Source organism: Pseudoalteromonas galatheae (genome assembly GCF_005886105.2).
In the GTDB taxonomy this organism is placed as follows: Bacteria; Pseudomonadota; Gammaproteobacteria; order Enterobacterales; family Alteromonadaceae; genus Pseudoalteromonas; species Pseudoalteromonas galatheae.
Window position 1 is genome coordinate 2,886,810 of record NZ_PNCO02000001.1, and the last position, 19,129, is coordinate 2,905,938.

General features: G+C 43.5%; 15 protein-coding genes and 1 tRNA gene. 11 read left to right on the top strand and 5 right to left on the bottom strand.

Annotated elements, in window-relative coordinates:
* The first annotated feature begins 58 nt into the window (after window positions 1-58).
* Complete coding sequence (gene metK / locus CWC29_RS12750; protein ID WP_045962687.1) at window positions 59-1,210, top strand: methionine adenosyltransferase; 1,152 nt, start codon at window positions 59-61, stop codon at window positions 1,208-1,210.
* 64 nt (window positions 1,211-1,274) lie between these two features.
* Here metK and CWC29_RS12755 read toward each other — a convergent pair whose 3' ends face one another.
* A complete protein-coding gene (locus CWC29_RS12755) occupies window positions 1,275-2,120 on the bottom strand; it encodes an HDOD domain-containing protein (RefSeq protein WP_128726748.1) in 846 nt (281 codons plus the stop codon).
* A gap of 126 nt (window positions 2,121-2,246) precedes the next feature.
* On the opposite strand from CWC29_RS12755, the gene CWC29_RS12760 reads away from it, so the two are divergent.
* Window positions 2,247-2,906 carry a hypothetical protein gene (locus tag CWC29_RS12760; protein ID WP_128726749.1) on the top strand — a complete coding sequence of 220 codons (660 nt, stop codon included), beginning with the start codon at window positions 2,247-2,249 and terminating at the stop codon, window positions 2,904-2,906.
* A gap of 18 nt (window positions 2,907-2,924) precedes the next feature.
* On the opposite strand, the gene CWC29_RS12765 is transcribed toward CWC29_RS12760, so the two are convergent.
* Window positions 2,925-3,653: an SIR2 family NAD-dependent protein deacylase gene (locus CWC29_RS12765; protein ID WP_128726750.1), complete on the bottom strand. Its 729-nt coding sequence runs from the start codon at window positions 3,651-3,653 to the stop codon at window positions 2,925-2,927.
* A gap of 29 nt (window positions 3,654-3,682) precedes the next feature.
* Window positions 3,683-4,189 (bottom strand): winged helix-turn-helix domain-containing protein, encoded by a 507-nt coding sequence (locus CWC29_RS12770; protein ID WP_138522168.1) that lies wholly within the window; start codon window positions 4,187-4,189, stop codon window positions 3,683-3,685.
* 771 nt (window positions 4,190-4,960) lie between these two features.
* On the opposite strand from CWC29_RS12770, the gene CWC29_RS12780 reads away from it, so the two are divergent.
* Window positions 4,961-5,554 (top strand): porin family protein, encoded by a 594-nt coding sequence (locus tag CWC29_RS12780; protein ID WP_128726753.1) that lies wholly within the window; start codon window positions 4,961-4,963, stop codon window positions 5,552-5,554.
* A 286-nt stretch (window positions 5,555-5,840) separates the two neighbouring features.
* On the opposite strand, the gene uvrB is transcribed toward CWC29_RS12780, so the two are convergent.
* Together uvrB and CWC29_RS12790 are read right to left on the bottom strand one after the other, a co-directional pair.
* Window positions 5,841-7,844, bottom strand: coding sequence for an excinuclease ABC subunit UvrB (gene uvrB / locus CWC29_RS12785; RefSeq protein WP_128726754.1), 2,004 nt, complete (start codon window positions 7,842-7,844; stop codon window positions 5,841-5,843).
* Window positions 7,844-9,220, bottom strand: coding sequence for an MATE family efflux transporter (locus CWC29_RS12790; protein WP_128726755.1), 1,377 nt, complete (start codon window positions 9,218-9,220; stop codon window positions 7,844-7,846). Before CWC29_RS12790 ends, uvrB begins: the two co-directional genes overlap by 1 nt.
* Before the next feature lie 1,112 nt (window positions 9,221-10,332).
* On the opposite strand from CWC29_RS12790, the gene CWC29_RS12795 reads away from it, so the two are divergent.
* The 8 genes from CWC29_RS12795 to CWC29_RS12830 all read left to right on the top strand — a co-directional run bounded on the left by CWC29_RS12795 (window position 10,333) and on the right by CWC29_RS12830 (window position 19,108).
* Window positions 10,333-10,409 (top strand) — tRNA-Asn (locus CWC29_RS12795).
* 187 nt (window positions 10,410-10,596) lie between these two features.
* On the top strand, window positions 10,597-12,540 hold the full coding sequence (locus tag CWC29_RS12800; protein ID WP_138523742.1) for an EAL domain-containing protein: 1,944 nt from the start codon (window positions 10,597-10,599) through the stop codon (window positions 12,538-12,540).
* A 599-nt stretch (window positions 12,541-13,139) separates the two neighbouring features.
* The gene (gene rsxA / locus CWC29_RS12805; RefSeq protein ID WP_010370383.1) at window positions 13,140-13,721 is read left to right on the top strand and encodes an electron transport complex subunit RsxA; all 582 of its coding nucleotides are present in this window, start codon (window positions 13,140-13,142) and stop codon (window positions 13,719-13,721) included.
* 2 nt (window positions 13,722-13,723) lie between these two features.
* Window positions 13,724-14,278, top strand: a complete 555-nt coding sequence (rsxB, locus tag CWC29_RS12810; RefSeq protein ID WP_128726757.1) for an electron transport complex subunit RsxB — start codon at window positions 13,724-13,726, stop codon at window positions 14,276-14,278.
* Window positions 14,279-14,287: 9 nt separating this feature from the next.
* Complete coding sequence (gene rsxC, locus CWC29_RS12815) at window positions 14,288-16,723, top strand: electron transport complex subunit RsxC (protein ID WP_167815430.1); 2,436 nt, start codon at window positions 14,288-14,290, stop codon at window positions 16,721-16,723.
* Window positions 16,720-17,781: an electron transport complex subunit RsxD gene (gene rsxD, locus CWC29_RS12820; protein WP_138522533.1), complete on the top strand. Its 1,062-nt coding sequence runs from the start codon at window positions 16,720-16,722 to the stop codon at window positions 17,779-17,781. The genes rsxC and rsxD overlap by 4 nt, the downstream gene beginning before the upstream one ends.
* Complete coding sequence (gene rsxG / locus CWC29_RS12825; RefSeq protein ID WP_138522535.1) at window positions 17,778-18,413, top strand: electron transport complex subunit RsxG; 636 nt, start codon at window positions 17,778-17,780, stop codon at window positions 18,411-18,413. The genes rsxD and rsxG overlap by 4 nt, the downstream gene beginning before the upstream one ends.
* Entirely contained in the window at window positions 18,410-19,108 is a 699-nt protein-coding gene (locus CWC29_RS12830; RefSeq protein ID WP_010370368.1) for an electron transport complex subunit E, read from the top strand. The genes rsxG and CWC29_RS12830 overlap by 4 nt, the downstream gene beginning before the upstream one ends.
* Window positions 19,109-19,129 lie beyond the last annotated feature (21 nt).

The window sequence follows — 19,129 nt, forward strand, 5'->3', positions numbered from 1 at the left end:
TAATTTTTCGCGCTGTCCCTGATGTTTGTGAAGCGCAATATTTGTGAGCATAAATACAATGGCTAAACATTTATTTACTTCTGAATCTGTTTCTGAGGGCCATCCAGATAAAATCGCCGATCAGATCTCTGATGCGGTTCTAGATGCCATCCTTGAGCAAGATCCAAAAGCACGTGTTGCGTGTGAAACTTACGTTAAAACCGGTATGGTTATGGTTGGTGGTGAAATCACGACTAGCGCTTGGGTTGATATCGAGGAATTAACTCGTAAGACCGTGCGTGAAATTGGTTACACGCATTCTGACATGGGCTTTGACGCTGATTCATGTGCAATCCTAAATACCATTGGTAAGCAATCACCTGATATTAACCAAGGTGTTGACCGTACTCGCCCAGAAGAGCAAGGTGCTGGTGACCAAGGTCTAATGTTTGGTTACGCGTGTAACGAAACCGACGTACTGATGCCTGCTCCAATCACATACTCACACCGTTTAGTTCAGCGCCAAGCGCAAGTTCGTAAAGACGGCACACTACCTTGGTTACGCCCAGACGCTAAGTCTCAGGTAACATTCGCGTACGAAAACGGTAAAGCTGTAGGTATCGACGCAGTTGTATTATCTACACAGCACTGTGATTCTGTTTCACAAGCAGACCTTGTAGAAGCTGTGATGGAAACTATCATCAAGCCTACATTACCTGCAGAGCTTATCACTGAAGCAACTAAGTTCTTCATCAACCCAACTGGCCGTTTCGTTATCGGTGGCCCTATGGGTGACTGTGGTCTAACAGGTCGTAAAATCATCGTAGATACATACGGCGGTATGGCACGTCACGGTGGTGGTGCATTCTCTGGTAAAGATCCATCAAAAGTTGACCGTTCTGCAGCGTACGCAGCACGTTACGTTGCGAAGAACATTGTTGCCGCTGGCCTTGCTGACAAGTGTGAGATCCAAGTGTCTTACGCAATCGGTGTTGCTGAGCCAACCTCTATCAGCGTAGAAACTTTCGGTACAGCTAAGCTTGATGAGTCGCGTTTAATCGAACTTATCCGCGCGCACTTCGACTTACGCCCTTACGGTCTAATCACTATGCTAGACCTTGAGCGTCCAATTTATCAGCCTACTGCTGCTTACGGCCACTTTGGTCGTGAAGAGTTCCCTTGGGAAGCAACAGATAAAGCTGACGCACTGCGTGCAGCAGCAGGCCTATAATCCCCTGCTGCAAAAAGTAAAAAAGGCGCCTAGTGCGCCTTTTTTAATGCCTACGGTTAATCCCCTACCCGATAAATACTTCGTCGACATCATCTTTTAAGTTTTGATACTCATCTTCATGCAGATTAAGCTCAATCATCACCTTATCTTTAAATAAATACCAATCTGCTGCGCTTCTAAAGTGTTTTGCTTCAAAACAGAGATTTTCAGCCAGTTTAAGTGCCGCAAAGGTTTGCACATATTGCGCATTTTTTTGCTCTTCAAGATAGCTTACGTCATGGTGACGCAAAATCATCTGACATATTTCTTTGGGTAAGTGCCAAGATGTCGCAAGAAAGTAACCTATTACTGTATGTGGCACTGGATATTTTTGCTGCTCATAATAAATCAGTGTTTGCTCAGGTCGCTCTATGGACTGTTTTATTACCTCAGCGTAATCAGGGTATTTTACGGCCATTGCAGGGATCCCGGCGTCATGAAACAGTCCGAGCAACTGCAAATTCTCCATCGGTAATGATGACTTTAAGTGATGTCCAACAACCATTGCAGCTTTTGAAATATCAGCAGCGTTATCCCAAAATTGCTGCAGTGAAATACAGCATTTGGACTGCTCAAACGCGTTTTTCAGCAAATATCCTGTCACGAGCTGCGTAATACAGGTAACGCCCAAAAACATCACAGCTTGTTTAATGTCTGTAATAGTGCGGGCAAGGCCATACGCAGGTGAATTAATCACCTTTAACACCGCAGCTGATGCACCAACATCTGCTGCAATAATATCCGCAACAGCAAATAACTCAGGTTCTGGTTTTGATAATTCATTTTGTAAGGCTTGTAATATTTCAGGCTTAGCAGGTAAGTTAAACCCGCCGCGCAGATCATTCAGCACTTTATCGTCAATATCGATCATTGGGCTACCTCTGAATTGATAAATCCAAGTTTAGTTCATCGCCTGATATTTGCAGTATTGAAGTTAAAATACTCGAGTGAATAAGCTATCATCGAGATTAAGTATTAAATAACAAAGTGTATTTAAATGTCGAATGGTAGCTTAGCACCGTTTTTACTGGCGTTAAAAAGTGCGAACATCGAAAAAATAAAAGCCGTGTACACAGACGCTCCCAAAGACGAGCAGATTGAAGTCCTAAAGTTTCTTTTCAAAAGCGCACAGAGTGACGATGCACGCTATGGCCACTATCAAGATATAGCGAGTATTTGCTTACAAGCTGCGCGCTTTCCAGAAGCGATGATAGCTGCGATTAACTCCTTAGAAAAGTTTGCCTTTTTCTCACCCCCTTTGATCCAAGCTGAGCAAATCAACAACCTCAACCAGCAAGGGAATAACATACTGCATATTCTTTTATCGCAAATAGCAGCGAAAGATAACGGCCTCAACTACCTCAGAACCTTATTACACTTTGAAAGTAAAGAACTACTACAAAACGCACTTAGTCAAAGAAATGCAAAAAAGTTAACACCTCTCGAGTGCTACTTAGCTTTTAATAGCCATACTACCCCGCTTAGCATTCAAGAATTAAGTGCGTTACTCGGCTTGATAGAAATCGAACGACGACATATAAGCGTTGTAGAACTCCACAACGCTAAAATGATTGAGTCACATCTCATACAGCAAAATCGATTCAGCGAGTATAAACAATTTCTGTTAGCTACTTACTACCAAGGCAATACAGGATGACTTTTCCCAAACTTTGGATTAAGAGGCTGGCAAACTGGTGATGTATTCACTTGCCGTCATACGGTGATAAGTGACTTGCTCGTAAAGTAAGTGCGCAGGGTTTGGGTCAACCACTTCAATTGGAATAGCTTTGTGCCTTGCTATTTCCAAGGCCATTTGAGTGATATTGACACTAAAGGAAGTACCTATAAAAATCATGCGATCCGCAGCATACATTCGTGACTGTGCTTCGCTAATACGATACAGATCGGTGTAGTATTCGTCGAATAGCAATACATAGGGTTTAAGTGACACGCCTTTTTCTGGGCCTCGCTGCGCGATCTTGAAAAGTGCTAACAGCGACTCAGCTAATCGACTTTCGTCCACCTCATCCCAAGGGGCAGTAAAGCACTCCGTGGGCTCACCTTGGGTATGAAAGGGAGTCACCTGATCAACACGGCCATGGATCGCAATAAAATGATTATTTCCCGCTTTACCATCTAAACCGTCGATATTTTGCGTGATCACATTTTTATCACTAAGCCATTGATGAACTTGATTGGGGCCGTGATTACGATAAGTCACAAAACGATGGTAATACCATTTTAAGAATTCCGCCGGTTGTGATTTATACATTGCGCGCGTAGCCATTTCTTGAGGAGTGTAGTTAGCCGAACCTATCGTCCAAAATCCATCCTCTCCCCGGAAAGTCGGAATACCACTTTCAGCACTTACACCAGCACCTGTGATATATAACGTTTGCGACATAATACGCCCTCAATCCACGTAAGTTCGACTCACGATAACGTAAAGTAAACACCCACAGCGAGTAATACAAGTATGCCCACAAGCCCAAACATTGGCAGCTTACTGACTGACTCGGGTTTTTTGAGTGCATTATTCGTGACTGTGGCTTCATTCTCAGAAGGTTTATCATCTAGCACTCCCCCTGCGGGGTTAGTTGATTGAGGCAAAGACTGCTTTGAGGTCTGAGCTTCTGTCGTTCCCTCAAAGGCCGTACATGGGATCTGCCATTGATACCCTTTTCTCGAAAAGGTTTTGATAGCATCATCCCCAAATAAAGCGCGTAAATGCCCGATATTTTGAAATACGACCTGATCCGTTACTTTTCTATCTGGCCATACCTTTTCTAAAATATCTTCTTTACTGTGAATGGTTTGAGGAGCAGTTAAAAATAGCTCCAATATCTGAGCTGGCTTTTGTTTTAGATTTAGCTTTCTATCATCTTTATAAAGCTTGAGTTCTTTGCTATCAAACAAAAAATCCTTAAAAGCAAATTTCATTTCCCTAGTTCCCAACTTGGTCTTAAATACTATAATAATTATTGTTTTTTTCGAATTTACTACGACATAGCATTGCATTTATAACGAAACATGCCACGAAAATACAGGCTAATGTTACATCGGTTTACAAACTATTGATAAAATCGGCCCTTAGTATAGAGCGATCGTTCAGAAAATCACTACCTAATCCTTAGAATAATTCGAATAGACTCAAAACCTAAGCGTATATAAACTGCGTTTCTCGTAATTGTAGGACTGACGCATGTTACTAGCTTTCATCTATTCCATCGTGTTGATTAAAACCTCATTACTGGGTTTAGGAAGCGTGAGTATTTTGCTCTCAGTAGTCTTTACCGTCGCGTTACACCTCCACCTCCCAGCGCTACCTGTCAATGCAAAAAGTAAATTTATAAAATCCTTTAGGTTTGCGCTCTTCGCACACCTGCTCGGGTATTTGCTGTTATTGAGTAAACTTTTGTTTATTGCTGGCTGGCAAGATGTGCCTATGTTCATTGCAAGTCATTTGGTCATGCATCACATATGGAGTGGGCTTATTGCTGCAATTTTAACATTTTTCACCATAATGAAATATCAAATATTCATTGCAAAACCTAAGACACCAACAAGCACTTAGCAAGTGCAACTATTTAGATTTGTAAAATAAATAAAACCAAATTCGACGCCTTCTTACACTTTATGACAGCCCCCCAACAGACCTTGACACCCACCCTATTTATACTGTCTTCAAGTTAACCACAACGGACATTGATTATGAAACTTAAAGCGCTTTTATCTCTTGCATTACTCACAACAAGCTTATCGTCTTTTGCAGAGCAAAAGGACGAGACACACCGTGTCGGTTTAGACATTTCTGGCGGTGGCGCCTCTTATAAAAGCTCAAGCAAAGATGGTGATGGTGTAGGTCAAGCCTACCTGTATTACAACTATCACTTTACGCCAATTTTGGCGCTTGAATTAGGTTATAACAGCGGTGAAGACTTAGATGATTGGAAGTGTGAAGACGAAAACGATCGCAAATTTACCTGCACACAAAACAACAAAACTTTGTTTGGTCTTGGTGCTAATAACTTAGAATTTGATAACTTCGTCGTTGCGGCTAAAGGCTACTATCAAATTTCTGACAATAGCTATTTTTACGGTAAATTAGGGGCGAACTATTACGATTACGAAATCACTCGTGGCCGCACCAAATTAGTTACTGACGACGGTATCGGTTTTGTTGCTGAGGCCGGTTGGCAATATGACTGGGATAACGGTATAGCAGTTAACCTTGGCTACAAGTACCTTGATATGGGTGACTTGGATACATCAAACTTATCTCTTGGTGTCAGCTATCGCTTTTAATACCAGTTGTATTAAGTAAATGATCTATCTTGAAACGGGGAAATAGCTTTAGTAGCACCGCTCTCGCGTCCTGCTACCGCTAAGGTACCTATATCCATATAGGCAAGGCAAAAATTTTGCTATTTAGTTGTTCTAAATGAGAAATTTTTAACGAAGCTAATATGCTATTTCACCCTTCAAATTGATTAGAGAATTAATTCAATTGGTATAAAGCAACCTACCCAACCAATAAAAAAGCATGTGATGGCCACATGCTTTTTTATTCTTTAAAGCCGACGTTTTAGCCCTAAGCTTTAATCAAACGCTTTTGTAAGATCTGAACTTGATCTCGCGCTTGAGCTGCTTTTTCAAACTCAAGCTCTTTTGCAAACTTCATCATTTGTGCTTCAAGTCGGTCTATTTCTTTGGCGATCTCTTTCGCATCCATTGCAGGCATACCAGGTTTAAATTTGGCATCGATATCCACCACTTTGTCATCAGCCACTTCCTCACCGAGGTCCATCACATCCGTGATCTTCTTATTGAGCGCCGTTGGTGTAATGCCATTAGCCTCATTATACGCCTCTTGCTTTTCTCTACGTCTTTGCGTTTCATCTATCGCTTGGCGCATCGAGTTCGTTACTCTATCGCCGTACAAAATCGCTTTACCATTTAAGTGACGTGCCGCGCGGCCAATTGTCTGAATAAGAGAGCGCGTAGAACGTAAAAAGCCTTCTTTATCCGCATCAAGTATGGCAACCAATGAAACCTCAGGCATATCCAAGCCCTCTCGTAACAAGTTGATGCCGACTAGTACATCAAAAACACCTTTACGTAGGTCTCGAATGATCTCCATACGTTCAACGGTATCGATATCAGAGTGTAAGTAACGCACCTTAACATTATGATCGTTAAGATAATCGGTCAGATCTTCTGACATGCGTTTTGTTAGCGTAGTAACCAGCACACGCTCATTCACTTCAACCCGTTTGTAGATCTCAGAGAGCAAATCGTCAACTTGAGTTGCAACTGGACGCACCTCTACTTCTGGATCTAATAGCCCAGTTGGGCGGATCACTTGCTCGGCAACATCACCCGCTGATTTATTCAATTCATAATCACCGGGAGTCGCCGAAACATAAATGGTCTGTGGCGAAATCGCTTCAAACTCTTCAAACTTTAGTGGCCTATTATCCAGCGCAGACGGCAACCTAAAACCATATTCAACTAAGTTTTCTTTACGACTGCGGTCACCTTTGTACATTGCCCCTACCTGCGAAACGGTAACGTGAGATTCATCGATGATCATAAGCGCGTCATCCGGCAAATAATCTAACAAAGTTGGGGGTGGCTCGCCTGGTGCACGTCCCGATAAATATCGACTGTAATTCTCAATACCAGAGCAATAGCCAAGCTCTGTCATCATTTCAATATCGTACTGTGTACGTTGAGCAATGCGCTGCTCTTCGACTAAGCGACTTTTATCCAGTAATTGAGTGCGGCGCTCTTTGAGTTCGACCTTGATACGCTCAATGGCATCAAGGATCTTTTCTCTTGGCGTCACATAGTGAGTTTTTGGATAAATAGTCGCGCGAACGAGATGTTTTTCAATGGCACCCGTCAAGGGATCAAACAGGCTGATCCTCTCTATCTCATCGTCAAACATCTCGACTCGTACCGCGATGGTTTCTGACTCGGCAGGAAAAATATCAATAACTTCACCACGAACTCGATAAGTACCACGGCTAAAATCCATATCATTACGTGTGTACTGTAGCTCTGCCAAACGTCTTAACATGTCACGCTGATCGATAGTTTCACCGACTTTCAGTAACAGCATCATTTTCATGTAAGAGTCGGGATCGCCAAGGCCATAAATCGCTGAAACTGAGGCTACGATGATAGTGTCTCTGCGCTCAAGCAAGGCCTTGGTCGCAGATAGACGCATTTGCTCTATATGATCGTTGATAGAGGCGTCTTTCTCAATAAATGTGTCGCTAGCAACAACATAGGCTTCGGGTTGGTAATAGTCGTAATAAGAAACGAAATACTCAACCGCATTATGAGGAAAGAACTCTTTCATTTCGCCGTACAACTGTGCAGCCAGCGTTTTGTTATGCGCCATAATAATCGTCGGACGGTTGAGGTTATTAATGATGTTAGCCATGGTAAAGGTTTTACCCGTCCCGGTAGCCCCCAGCAAGGTTTGATGTGCAAGGCCTGATTCTAAGCCATCGCACAGCTGAGCAATCGCTGTTGGTTGATCTCCGCTTGGCTGAAACTCAGAAACTAGCTGAAACTTATCTTCCATTATGCCTCCTTTTGAACCTCACTTGCTGCAATTTCATTAATGACTTTCTTAAACCAATTGTAGGCAATGGCTGCAGTAAATAAATTTCCCAAAGCAGCGCCAGCAAATAATCCTGGCAATCCAGCCAACAGTGAGCCTAAATAAGCAATAGGTACATAGAATATGAACAACCGGATCACACTTAGAATGAGTGCATTCATCGGTTTATGCAACGCATTAAATGACGAATTGGTTAATATGATCACGCCTTGAAGACCGTATCCTAACGGCATGATATAAATAAATAGCTGTATGGTTTCAACAACAGCCGGCTCATTACCAAAAGTATGACTTATATAGTAAGCGCTCAATACCAGCAATAAGTAGACCGCAAATTGAAAACCAAGCACAAATTTAAGTGTTTGGGTATAGGCATCAGACACACGCTGATAGTGCTTTGCACCAAAGTTCTGGCTGACAAATGGCGGCAAGGTCATAGAAAGCGCTAAAACCACCAGACTTGCGATCGACTCAATACGACTGCCAACACCAAATGCGGCCACAGCTTCAGGTCCATAACTAGCTATAAGTGCTGTCATTACCGCCATTGCTAAAGGTGTCAGCATATTTGCACCAGCTGCAGGCAGGCCTATAGTGAGAATTTTTTTCGCCGCATTTGTGAAGCTGGTGTATTTTGCAGACAGTGAGATAAGACGCTTTTTAACTATCAGCAAATATAAAATGATAGTTACCCCAAGACTCCAAGACAACACACTGGCCACTGCAGCCCCTTTCACACCCATTGCATCAATAGGCCCAAATCCGAAGATTAATATCGGGTCCAGCACCGCATTGACTAATCCTCCGAGTCCCATGACTAAACTTGGCGTTTTGGTGTCACCACTGGCACGCAACACTGAATTACCAATCATCGGTGTTATCAATAAAATCGAGCCAATAAACCACACCGACATATAGTCGTGGATAAATGGCATAACCGCTTCACCTGCACCGAGGAGAATAAAGATCTCATCGACAAAAATAAAACCAAGAATAGAAAGTAATGAAACTAATATCGCAGAGATAATAATAGCCACTGCGGCATCAAATTTAGCTTCATCAAGCAAATTGCTACCCAAAGCCTTAGCGATAACGGCAGATGTTCCGATGCCTAGCCCAATGGCCAAGCTAATTACAGTAAAGGTAACAGGGAAAGTGAAACTGATCGCTGCGAGCGGCTCGGTGCCTAGCATACTAATAAAGAAAGTATCAACGAGATTAAACATCATCAGCGTGATCATCCCGAATATCATGGGGATCGTCATTCGCTTTAAAGTCGCCCCAATATCACCAAAAAGGATATCGTTGCCATTGGAATTTGACTTAGCTTGAGTCATAACAACCTATTTCTGATACTTTAAGCGGCTCATTGTATGCTATTCAAGATGTTGACGCTATGCGGGAAACGTCAAGAGTCGTGATAAAGTCTAAATTAGCAACAGTTACTTATAAAAAGCTGGTATTAAGTCATAGGATTAAGATTTAGTGTTAAAAATAACGATTCAGTAAGTTTTGACAAAAAAGTTACAATCCACCTCGCAAAGTAGCATGTTTTTTGCACAACCAAATTGGCCAAAAGTTCATAAAAGCTTCACACTGAATAACAAATAAACAAAAATACCCAACCAAACATAACCCATTGATATTAATAGATTTAAATATTTATCGAATTTTACTTGAAACGGCCGCAGCGCCCTATTTTCATAGTCTTGCAATACTTCTCAAATAATAATAAACAATGTTATCCACAGATTCCGTGGATAAGTCGCTCCAAGCCAGTAGAATAAAGGTTTTCAGCTTGGAGTAATTTTGATCAACGGTGCATTTAGTATGATCGTTCTTAAAACAACAACTGGATCAATTTAGATCTGTAGACTAACCTTGCTTCTGGAAGTAAAAATCTTCATATATTCCAAAATTAACCAGCCAAACATATCCATTTGTTTTAACTGGTCTTTTTATTAAGTTATTGATTTTCAATTTATTGATAGTAACTACTTACTGCTAGCCCCACTGCACTTAAGTCGAGATTATTAATACAACACTATTTATACTCAATGATCCCATCCAAGTGACAATTGCACTAATTTAAAGATCTTGAGAAAACATCATAAAATGAGCTGTTAAGGATACAATTCGAGCAAAACGTTCAAAAAATACATGAAACTAAAAAACCAACTGTACGAATACACAGTGAAGATTATATATGTTAATTTTATTCGTTTTAGCTTTGGTTCGACTCTCTTACTTGGTATCGCGAGCCACATTCACACAACAAGTAAATGTAAAATGCGCCGTTTTAACGCGATAAAATGCGTTGAACAAGCTAAAAAGCCAACAAATAGCGCATTAATTCATCGCTTAGTAGAGTTTTTTACGTTTCTGTGATTTTAGTGGTTGACACCTTGCAATGTCGTCATTAATATTTCGCCCCGTTGAGAGATACGCTTCCCCCTTAGCTCAGTTGGTTAGAGCGACGGACTGTTAATCCGCAGGTCCCCCGTTCGAGTCGGGGAGGGGGAGCCAATTCCACGAAAGCATTAGACTTTTTCAAGCATTTACACTACTCTACAAGCAATATTCTCACTGCACTTGCTCAAACAACAACCTGCTCTGTAATTTATCGCTCAGACGAAAATCAAACCGATGAATTTGATAAAGAATTTGGCAATGCACCCGATACTATGGAATAACCCTCTTTAAGAAGCGTACTATGGCTGGTTTTAAAAAACTTATCGTACTCCAAGTCACCTCTTGGCTATTATTCTCCTTGATTGGTAGCTTTTTTTTCGCAACAAGTTTTGACTCTGCAATAAATAAAGCGCAGCAAAGCGCACACACTATGGTAACAGAGTATATCAAAGACAAAAAAATCACTGAAGTGACCCCAGAACACATTCGCCAAGCACTAAATAGCGGAGATGTTTTCTCAACTTTTATTATAAGAGATTTTGACGGTCAAACCGTTTTACAAGTCAATACGCCAAGCAATCTTCCTTTTATCGCTGAAATTATTGAATCAAACATCAATGCTATTCGTCCTCAATTTGCTGTTAACGATAGCAAAGACATCAAAATCGAATTCTTGATCAATGCACAAAGCCAGGCGCAACTACTGCAACAAGCCCTACTATTGCTCATTATTATTTCTGCACTGGTCGCTTTTATTCCCGTCTTCTTTATGCAAGGCGTCTATAAGAAGCTTAACCGTAACGTCAGTATGACCGTCGCCAGTGCTGTAGATTCATACATCACACAAAACCAAGTCACCGACAACATTGAGTTTGATTTTAACGATGGCAAAGTAGCAGAACTTGGGCATGATTTAGTCCCCTCTTTTAAACGCTTAGCCAGCTTTTTAAAGTCAAAGCAAGAAGACATTAAAAATGCCGCCCACACTATTAAGCAAGAAGCGTATAAAGATGTCGTCACCGATCTTGGCAACCGCAATATGTTCGTTGAATACTACGAGCAATATATTGAGTCGTCTGCCAAAAAGGCATTTGGCTCACTGGCGATGATCCGTTGCTCTGAATTGCAAGTCATTAACCAAACCCGTGGCTATCAAAAAGGCGATGAATATATTAAGTCAGTATCGGATATCATCAAGCACGTCACCGGTACTTATGCAGGCAGCCAAGTGTTCCGTTTAAATAGCTCGGATTTTGCGGTGATTTTACCCAACGTGCCAAGTAAAGAAGCGGAAGAGTTTGGTGAAACTCTGCAAGCGCGCTTCACTCAGTTCCAGCAAAACCAAGAACTATCATCGGTTGCAAACACTGGGATTGTGCCTTATGAGAACGGTAAACCACTTGGAGAGCTACTCTCAGTTGTTGATAATGCGATGAGTATGGCGCAGAGCAAACAAGCCAATGCTTGGCATATTCAACGTGAGTCTGACTTAGTGAATAATGTCAGTGCTGGATTTGGCAACCAAAACTGGCGTCGCGTGATCCGCGATGTGATCAGCAGCAAGCGTGTTAGTTTGATGATGCAAAATATCATGCCAATTGGTAAAAATTCTAAGGCCTATGCAGAGATCCAATCCCGCTTCAAAACCGAAGAGGGGCAAATGCTACCAACGGCCTCATTCCTTGCCATGGCTGAAAAGCTAGAAATGGCCATTGAGATTGATCAGTTGATCATAGACACTTCGCTAGAACTTATTAAAACGCGTAACTTTAACGAAAAGTATTTTGGGATCAACGTTACCGCATCGAGCGCTCATAACGATCAATTTGTGATCTGGTTAGAGCGTCGTTTGTTAAAAGAAACCAATCTAGCCTCTAAACTGGTATTTGAAGTTAGCGAGTTTGGCTTACAGCAAAATATTAAAGCCAGTAAGCGTTTTATTGATATGGTGCATCGTGCTGGCGCTCGTATCACCGTTGAGCGCTTTGGTGTGGGCTTAACATCGTTTAAGTTCTTTAGAGACCTAAAGCCTGACTATATCAAAATGGATGCAAGCTATACTCGTGGCCTTGAAGAAGACAAGAATAATCAATACTTTATGCGCTTGATGGTTGACCTTGCACACCGTATCGGTGTCAACGTATTTGCCGAAGGTATCGAGAGTCAAGAAGAGAAGCACATCGTCGAAACGCTCTGTTTGGATGGTGTACAAGGCTACTACATCGAAAAACCGAAAGAAATCTAGGTAACCTGAGCTCGGATAATTCAAGGCTTATCCGAGCTCAACAAAAACTCCAAGGGCAACTTGTTTGCCCTGCCCTATTCTCCAGCGTCATTGCGCTTACTTTCATACACTATCATTTGCCACACCTATTGCAATCTGTGTTACTATTGGCAGGAATTATCATTCAAATTTATCCATGCACTATAAGAAGTTCACAAAGATAGTCATGGAGATTATTTCGGCACTAACAACTAACCAGAGTTCAGTAAGATTAAAACATCTATCACATTGATTTTTATAAAATAAAATCAATAAACTGCTTAGTAAACGAGCTCTGAGTTAGGGTTATTTGCCAATAATAAAATGAAAACTGCTAGCATGAGACCTTAAGCAAAAGCCTTACGAAATCAGAGACCATAACTCTGTTGATTGCAAAGTATGCTTTTTCATTTAGAAACACAGAGCGAAACGGTGCTATCGATTTAATTATACTGAAAAGTGCTTTTAGCAAAATTAAATCAAATCAAAATTTGCACCCAGTAAATTCTTTAATACAGTTAACTATCACCTCGATTTATCGGGAATAGCCCGAATAAAGTGACTAAGTTATAGAGGCAGGAATGACCGAATACATTTTGTTGCTCATTGGCACAGTGCTGGTGAATAACTTCGTTTTAGTTCAGTTTTTGGGTTTATGCCCATTTATGGGGGTATCTGGAAAATTAGATACCGCAGTGGGAATGTCTTTAGCGACAACATTTGTTCTCACCCTAGCTTCAGTCACCAGCTATTTGGTCAATCAATATATCTTGTTGCCGCTTGACCTCACTTTTTTAAGAACGATGAGTTTTATTTTGGTTATCGCAGTGGTTGTGCAATTTACTGAAATGGTGGTGCGTAAAACCAGCCCAACCTTGTATCGGTTGCTGGGAATTTTCTTGCCTTTAATTACAACTAATTGTGCAGTACTAGGTGTTGCATTACTTAATATTAAGAAAGACCATACCTTTTTAGAGTCTGCAGTTTATGGTTTTGGCGCAGCGGTTGGTTTTTCTATGGTTCTGGTGCTATTTGCCGCCTTGCGTGAGCGCTTAGCTGTCGCTGACGTGCCAACCCCCTTTAAAGGAGCATCGATAGCGATGATCACCGCAGGACTCATGTCGCTTGCGTTTATGGGCTTTTCTGGATTGGTTAAGTTTTAGATATGACATTACTTTACGCATTACTTGCACTTGGTGCGCTGGCGCTCATTTTTGGTATTGTGCTTGGCTATGCAGCAGTGAAATACCGAGTTGAAAGCAACCCAATTGTTGAACAGATAGACGCCATTCTGCCACAAACTCAATGCGGCCAGTGCGGCTATCCCGGCTGTCGACCGTACGCTGAAGCGATTGCGAATGGCGATGACGTAAATAAATGCCCTCCCGGCGGTGAAGCTACAGTGAAAAAACTGGCGGACTTAATGGGCGTAGAAGCAAAGCCATTGGCTGGTGGAGAAGACGCTGAGCCGGTCAAGAAGGTGGCTTACATTCGTGAAGACGAATGTATTGGCTGTACCAAATGCATTCAAGCTTGCCCCGTTGATGCCATTGTTGGTGCAACCAGACAAATGCACACCGTACTCGTTGACGAGTGCACAGGCTGCGATCTGTGTGTCGAACCCTGCCCGGTTGATTGTATTGATATGATCCCAGTTGCACAGACCAAGCAAACGTGGAAATGGCAGCTAGACGCCATTCCTGTGACACAGATTGATTAAGAGGTTTAAGTGGAAACATTACTTGAACAAATAGAAAGTGGAAAACTGTGGCAGTTCCCAGGTGGCATCCATCCACCAGAGCAAAAAACGTTATCTAATCAACAACCGATTGCTCGTTTACCTTTGCCGGATAAACTCATTCTCCCGTTAAAGCAACATATAGGTGCAAACGGCAGTTTACTAGTACAGTCGGGCGAGCACGTGCTTAAAGGGCAAGCATTGACGGCTCCCGGCACGAACTGGTCGCTTCCTATTCATGCGCCCACATCTGGCATCATTGAAGCGATAAAACCGATGCCATCGGCGCATCCATCCGCGCTACCTGAGCTCAGTATTATTTTGCGCCCAGACGGTGAAGATAGATGGACACCACTGAATCCTATTAGTGACCTAAACACGCTTGATAACAAACAGCTTATTGATATTATCCACCAAGCTGGTATTGCCGGTATGGGCGGTGCGGGATTCCCAACTTATGTCAAAGCTGACAGTCCAAAACCTATTGAGTTTTTAGTCGTTAATGGCATTGAGTGCGAACCGTATATCACAGCCGACGATCGTTTGATGCGTGAACACGCCAAAGAAATCGTCGCAGGCGTCGAAGTGCTACAAGGTATATTGAAACCACAAAAAGTGTTGTTTGGCATTGAAGATAATAAACCTGAAGCCATTGCGGCGATCACCGCAGCGGCTCAGCATAATCAGGATATCTTAGTCCGTAGTGTGCCAACCAAATATCCCTCTGGCGGTGAAAAGCAACTGGTTAAGGTATTAACCTCTAAAGAAGTACCGAGTACTGGGATCCCTGCTGATATCGGCGTACTAGTGCAGAACGTCGGAACGCTGTTCGCAATTTGGCAAGCCATTTTTGAGGGGAAACCCCTTATTGAGCGCGTAGTTACCGTGACCGGTAATACCATTACTCAACCAAGCAATGTGTGGGCTTTACTCGGCACTGAAATAAAGCATCTGCTTGACTCGCAAGGCTTTTCACCAGTAGAGGCGCAGCGCGTCGTCATGGGCGGTCCAATGATGGGCTTTACCTTGCCATCGGTTAGGATCCCTGTGGTCAAAACCACCAACTGTATACTCGCGCCAGACAACCAAGAACTTGCGATCCCAGGTGATGAAAAGGCATGTATTCGCTGTAGTGCCTGTGCAGATGCCTGCCCTCAAAGCTTATTACCACAACAGTTACAATGGTTTGCTAAAGGCAAAGAGTACCAAAAATTAGAGGAATACAACCTCTTTGACTGTATCGAATGCGGTGCGTGCTCTTATGTTTGTCCAAGCGAAATCCCCTTGGTGCAATACTACCGAGTGGCCAAAGCCGACATTCGCGAACAAAAACTTGAACAAGTCAAAGCTGAGCGTGCTAAAGAGCGTTTTGAAGCAAGAAAAGAGCGCTTAGAGCGAGAACAGGAAGAGCGTCAAAATAAACATAAACGCCGTTCAGCTGGTGCTGCGCCAAAAGCCGCAGATAAAGAAAAAGTGCAAGAAGCACTATCACGCGTTAAAGATAAGCAGTCAGATAAATCCGCGGTCCAAGCTGCGATTGCACGCGCCAAAGCCAAACAGGGTGAGAATGGTGAGTTAGAGCCGGACAACAGCGCCATTGCTGAAGAGCGTGCAAAACGCAAAGCGCAAGCGCGTAAATATAAAGAAGAAAAAACTGACCAGTCTGAAAGCACAGATAAAAAAGATGCAGTAGCCGCCGCCATTGCCCGTGCAAAGGCGAAAAAGGCCGCAGCCCAAACCGCGCCTGAATCTGAGCCAGCTGCAGCAGATGATAAAAAGGCAGCCGTAGCTGCTGCAATCGCCCGGGCTAAAGCCAAAAAAGAAGCCGCAGAAGACACCCCAGAACCTGAAGTCAATGCAGCGCCAAGCGATAAAAAGGCAGCTGTTGCCGCCGCAATTGCAAGAGCTAAGGCCAAAAAAGCCGCTAAACAGGCGGAAGAAGCTGACGAAAGCAATCAAGCAGACGCTTCACAAAGTGCTCAAACCGATAATACTGACGAAGATCCACGTAAAGCCGCCGTTGCTGCCGCAATTGCCAGAGCTAAGGCCAAGAAAGCTGCTAAAGAGGCTGAAGAAGCTGGCGCAAGCGTGAGCGAACAAGCAGAAGCCGCTCCAACGGAAAGCGCCGAGGAAGATCCACGTAAAGCCGCTGTTGCTGCAGCAATCGCTAGAGCCAAGGCCAAGAAAGCCGCTAAAGAGGCACTAGAAGCTGGCGAAAGCATGAATGAGCAAGACAAAGAAGTAAATGAGCCAACGGCGGGATCAGAAACAGACTCCAGCGGTACAGAGCAAGATGCTGAGGGCACATCTGAGCAGCAACGAGCACTTAGCCCTGAAGCACGTAAAAAAGCCGCCGTTAAAGCCGCAATTGCGAGAGCAAAAGCGAAGAAGCAAGCGAAAGAACAAGAAGGAAATGAACCGTCATGAAACTAACCATGGCCTCATCCCCGCACAATCATAGCCATAAGTCGGTCAACAAAATCATGATGACCGTCATGGCAGCCTGTATTCCCGGGATCTTAGTTCAAACCTACTATTTTGGTTTTGGTGTATTGATCCAGTTGGCTTTGGCGCTTATTACCGCAAGTCTTGCTGAAGCGCTAGTGCTAAAGCTAAGAGGTCGAGCGATATGGCCCAGCCTCAGCGACGGCAGTGCTTGGCTCACCGCTGTGCTGCTGGCCATCAGTATTCCGCCGCTAGCCCCTTGGTGGATAACCGTCATTGGTGCATTTTTTGCCATCGCTATTGTAAAACAGCTATACGGTGGCCTAGGCTTTAATCTTTTCAACCCAGCCATGGCGGCCTATGTATTATTGCTGATCTCCTTCCCTGTACAAATGACTTCATGGTCACCTATTCAAGCGCTCATGTTAGAGTCGCTAAGTTTTGTTGACCAGCTCGCGATGATCTTTACTGAATCCACCAGCCAAGGTGTCACACTTGACGTATGGCGTGCAGGTGTGATTGACGGCGCGACTGGTGCAACGCCATTAGACTCGGTAAAAACCGCAGTCTCACAAGGTTTAACCGTGAATGAGGCGATGAGTAAGCAGGGTTTTGGAGCGCTTGCAGGAATTGGTTGGCAATATGTTAACCTCGCCTTTTTGCTAGGCGGCCTTTACCTGCTAAAAGCCAAAGTGATCAACTGGCATATTCCTGTAGCCTTTATTGCCAGTCTTGGCCTTGCTAGTGCAATTGGCTATATCATTGCCCCTGAATCAGAGCCGGGCACCCTATTCCACTTGTTAAGTGGCGGCGCTATGCTTGGTGCCTTCTTTATTGCCACCGATCCGGTGTCGGCCTCCACCACTAACTTAGGTCGCCTGATTTACGGCGCGGCAATTGGCTTTACTGTCTATGTTATTCGTCAATTTGGTGGCTATCCAGACGCCGTTGCATTTGCAGTTGTGATCATGAATATGGCAGTACCACTTATCGATCATTACACTCAGCCTCGTACTTATGGTCATGGAGCTAAATCATGATAATTCAATCGATGCAGAAAAATGGCCTTATCCTCGCGGCATTTGCACTGGCAACAACTGGAGCGGTCGCACTGATTAATGACCTCACTAAAGATAAGATTGCCAGCCAAGAACAGCAACACCTGATGCAACTACTTTCTCAGGTGATTGCAGCAGATAAGTACGACAATACTCTGTATTTGGATTGCACCACCAGCAACGCCTTAGAACTCGGCCCAGGCGGTCCGCACACGATTTACAGAGCCAGACTCAATGACAACCCCTCAGCTCTTTTAGTGAGACACATCACCCCAAAAGGCTACAGTGGCAATATTGATGTCTTAACCGCTGTCGATAGACAAGGTCTGATCTCAGGCGTGCGTGTAACGCGCCATGAAGAAACCCCTGGCCTTGGTGATAAGGTAGAGCTGGCAAAATCGGCTTGGGTAACGACTTTTAACGGCGTTCAAGTTGAAGGTGAAGCAGACCCTAAAATGAATGTGAAAAAAGACGGCGGTCAATTTGATTCATTTACCGGCGCAACCATTACCCCACGCGCCGTGGTAACCTCAGTAAATCAGGCTGCATGGTTTGCCAAAACTCATTTTGATGCGCTATTTAACGCGCCTAATACTTGCGAGGTGTCACAATGAGTCAGTTAAAATCGCTCTTTCAAGAAGGTACATGGCAAAATAACCCTGCACTGGTACAACTTTTGGGCCTATGTCCGCTCCTTGCGGTGACTTCAACGGTAACCAATGCGTTAGGGCTTGGTATTGCCACATTACTGGTACTGGTTGGTTCTAACTTTACCGTATCCGTGGTGAGAAACTGGGTGCCAAAAGACATTCGTATTCCCGTGTTTGTCATGATCATCGCCGCCTTTGTTACGGTTATTCAACTACTCATGAACGCTTATACCTTTGGTCTGTATCAATCCCTTGGCATATTTATACCGTTAATCGTAACCAACTGTGCCATTATTGGTCGTGCCGAGGCGTTCGCTTCGAAGAATAGTCCGTTGTTATCAGTTTGGGATGGGTTAATGATGGGGCTGGGTTTTGCACTGGTGCTATTTGTACTGGGTGCAATGCGCGAATTGATTGGCCAAGGAACACTATTTGATGGTGCCGAACTACTCCTTGGCAACTGGGCAAGTGTATTGCGTATTGAGATCTTCTCATTCGATCATCAATTTTTAGTTGCAATCCTGCCACCGGGCGCCTTTTTAGGCCTTGGTTTTTTGATTGCTGCGAAAAACATTATCGACGCTCAGCTCAAAGCCAAAGCTGCACCAACAGCCGAAGAAGTAAAAGGCCCAAGAGCACGGGTCACTAACTTAAACTAATGCTAATTTGCAGCGATACCG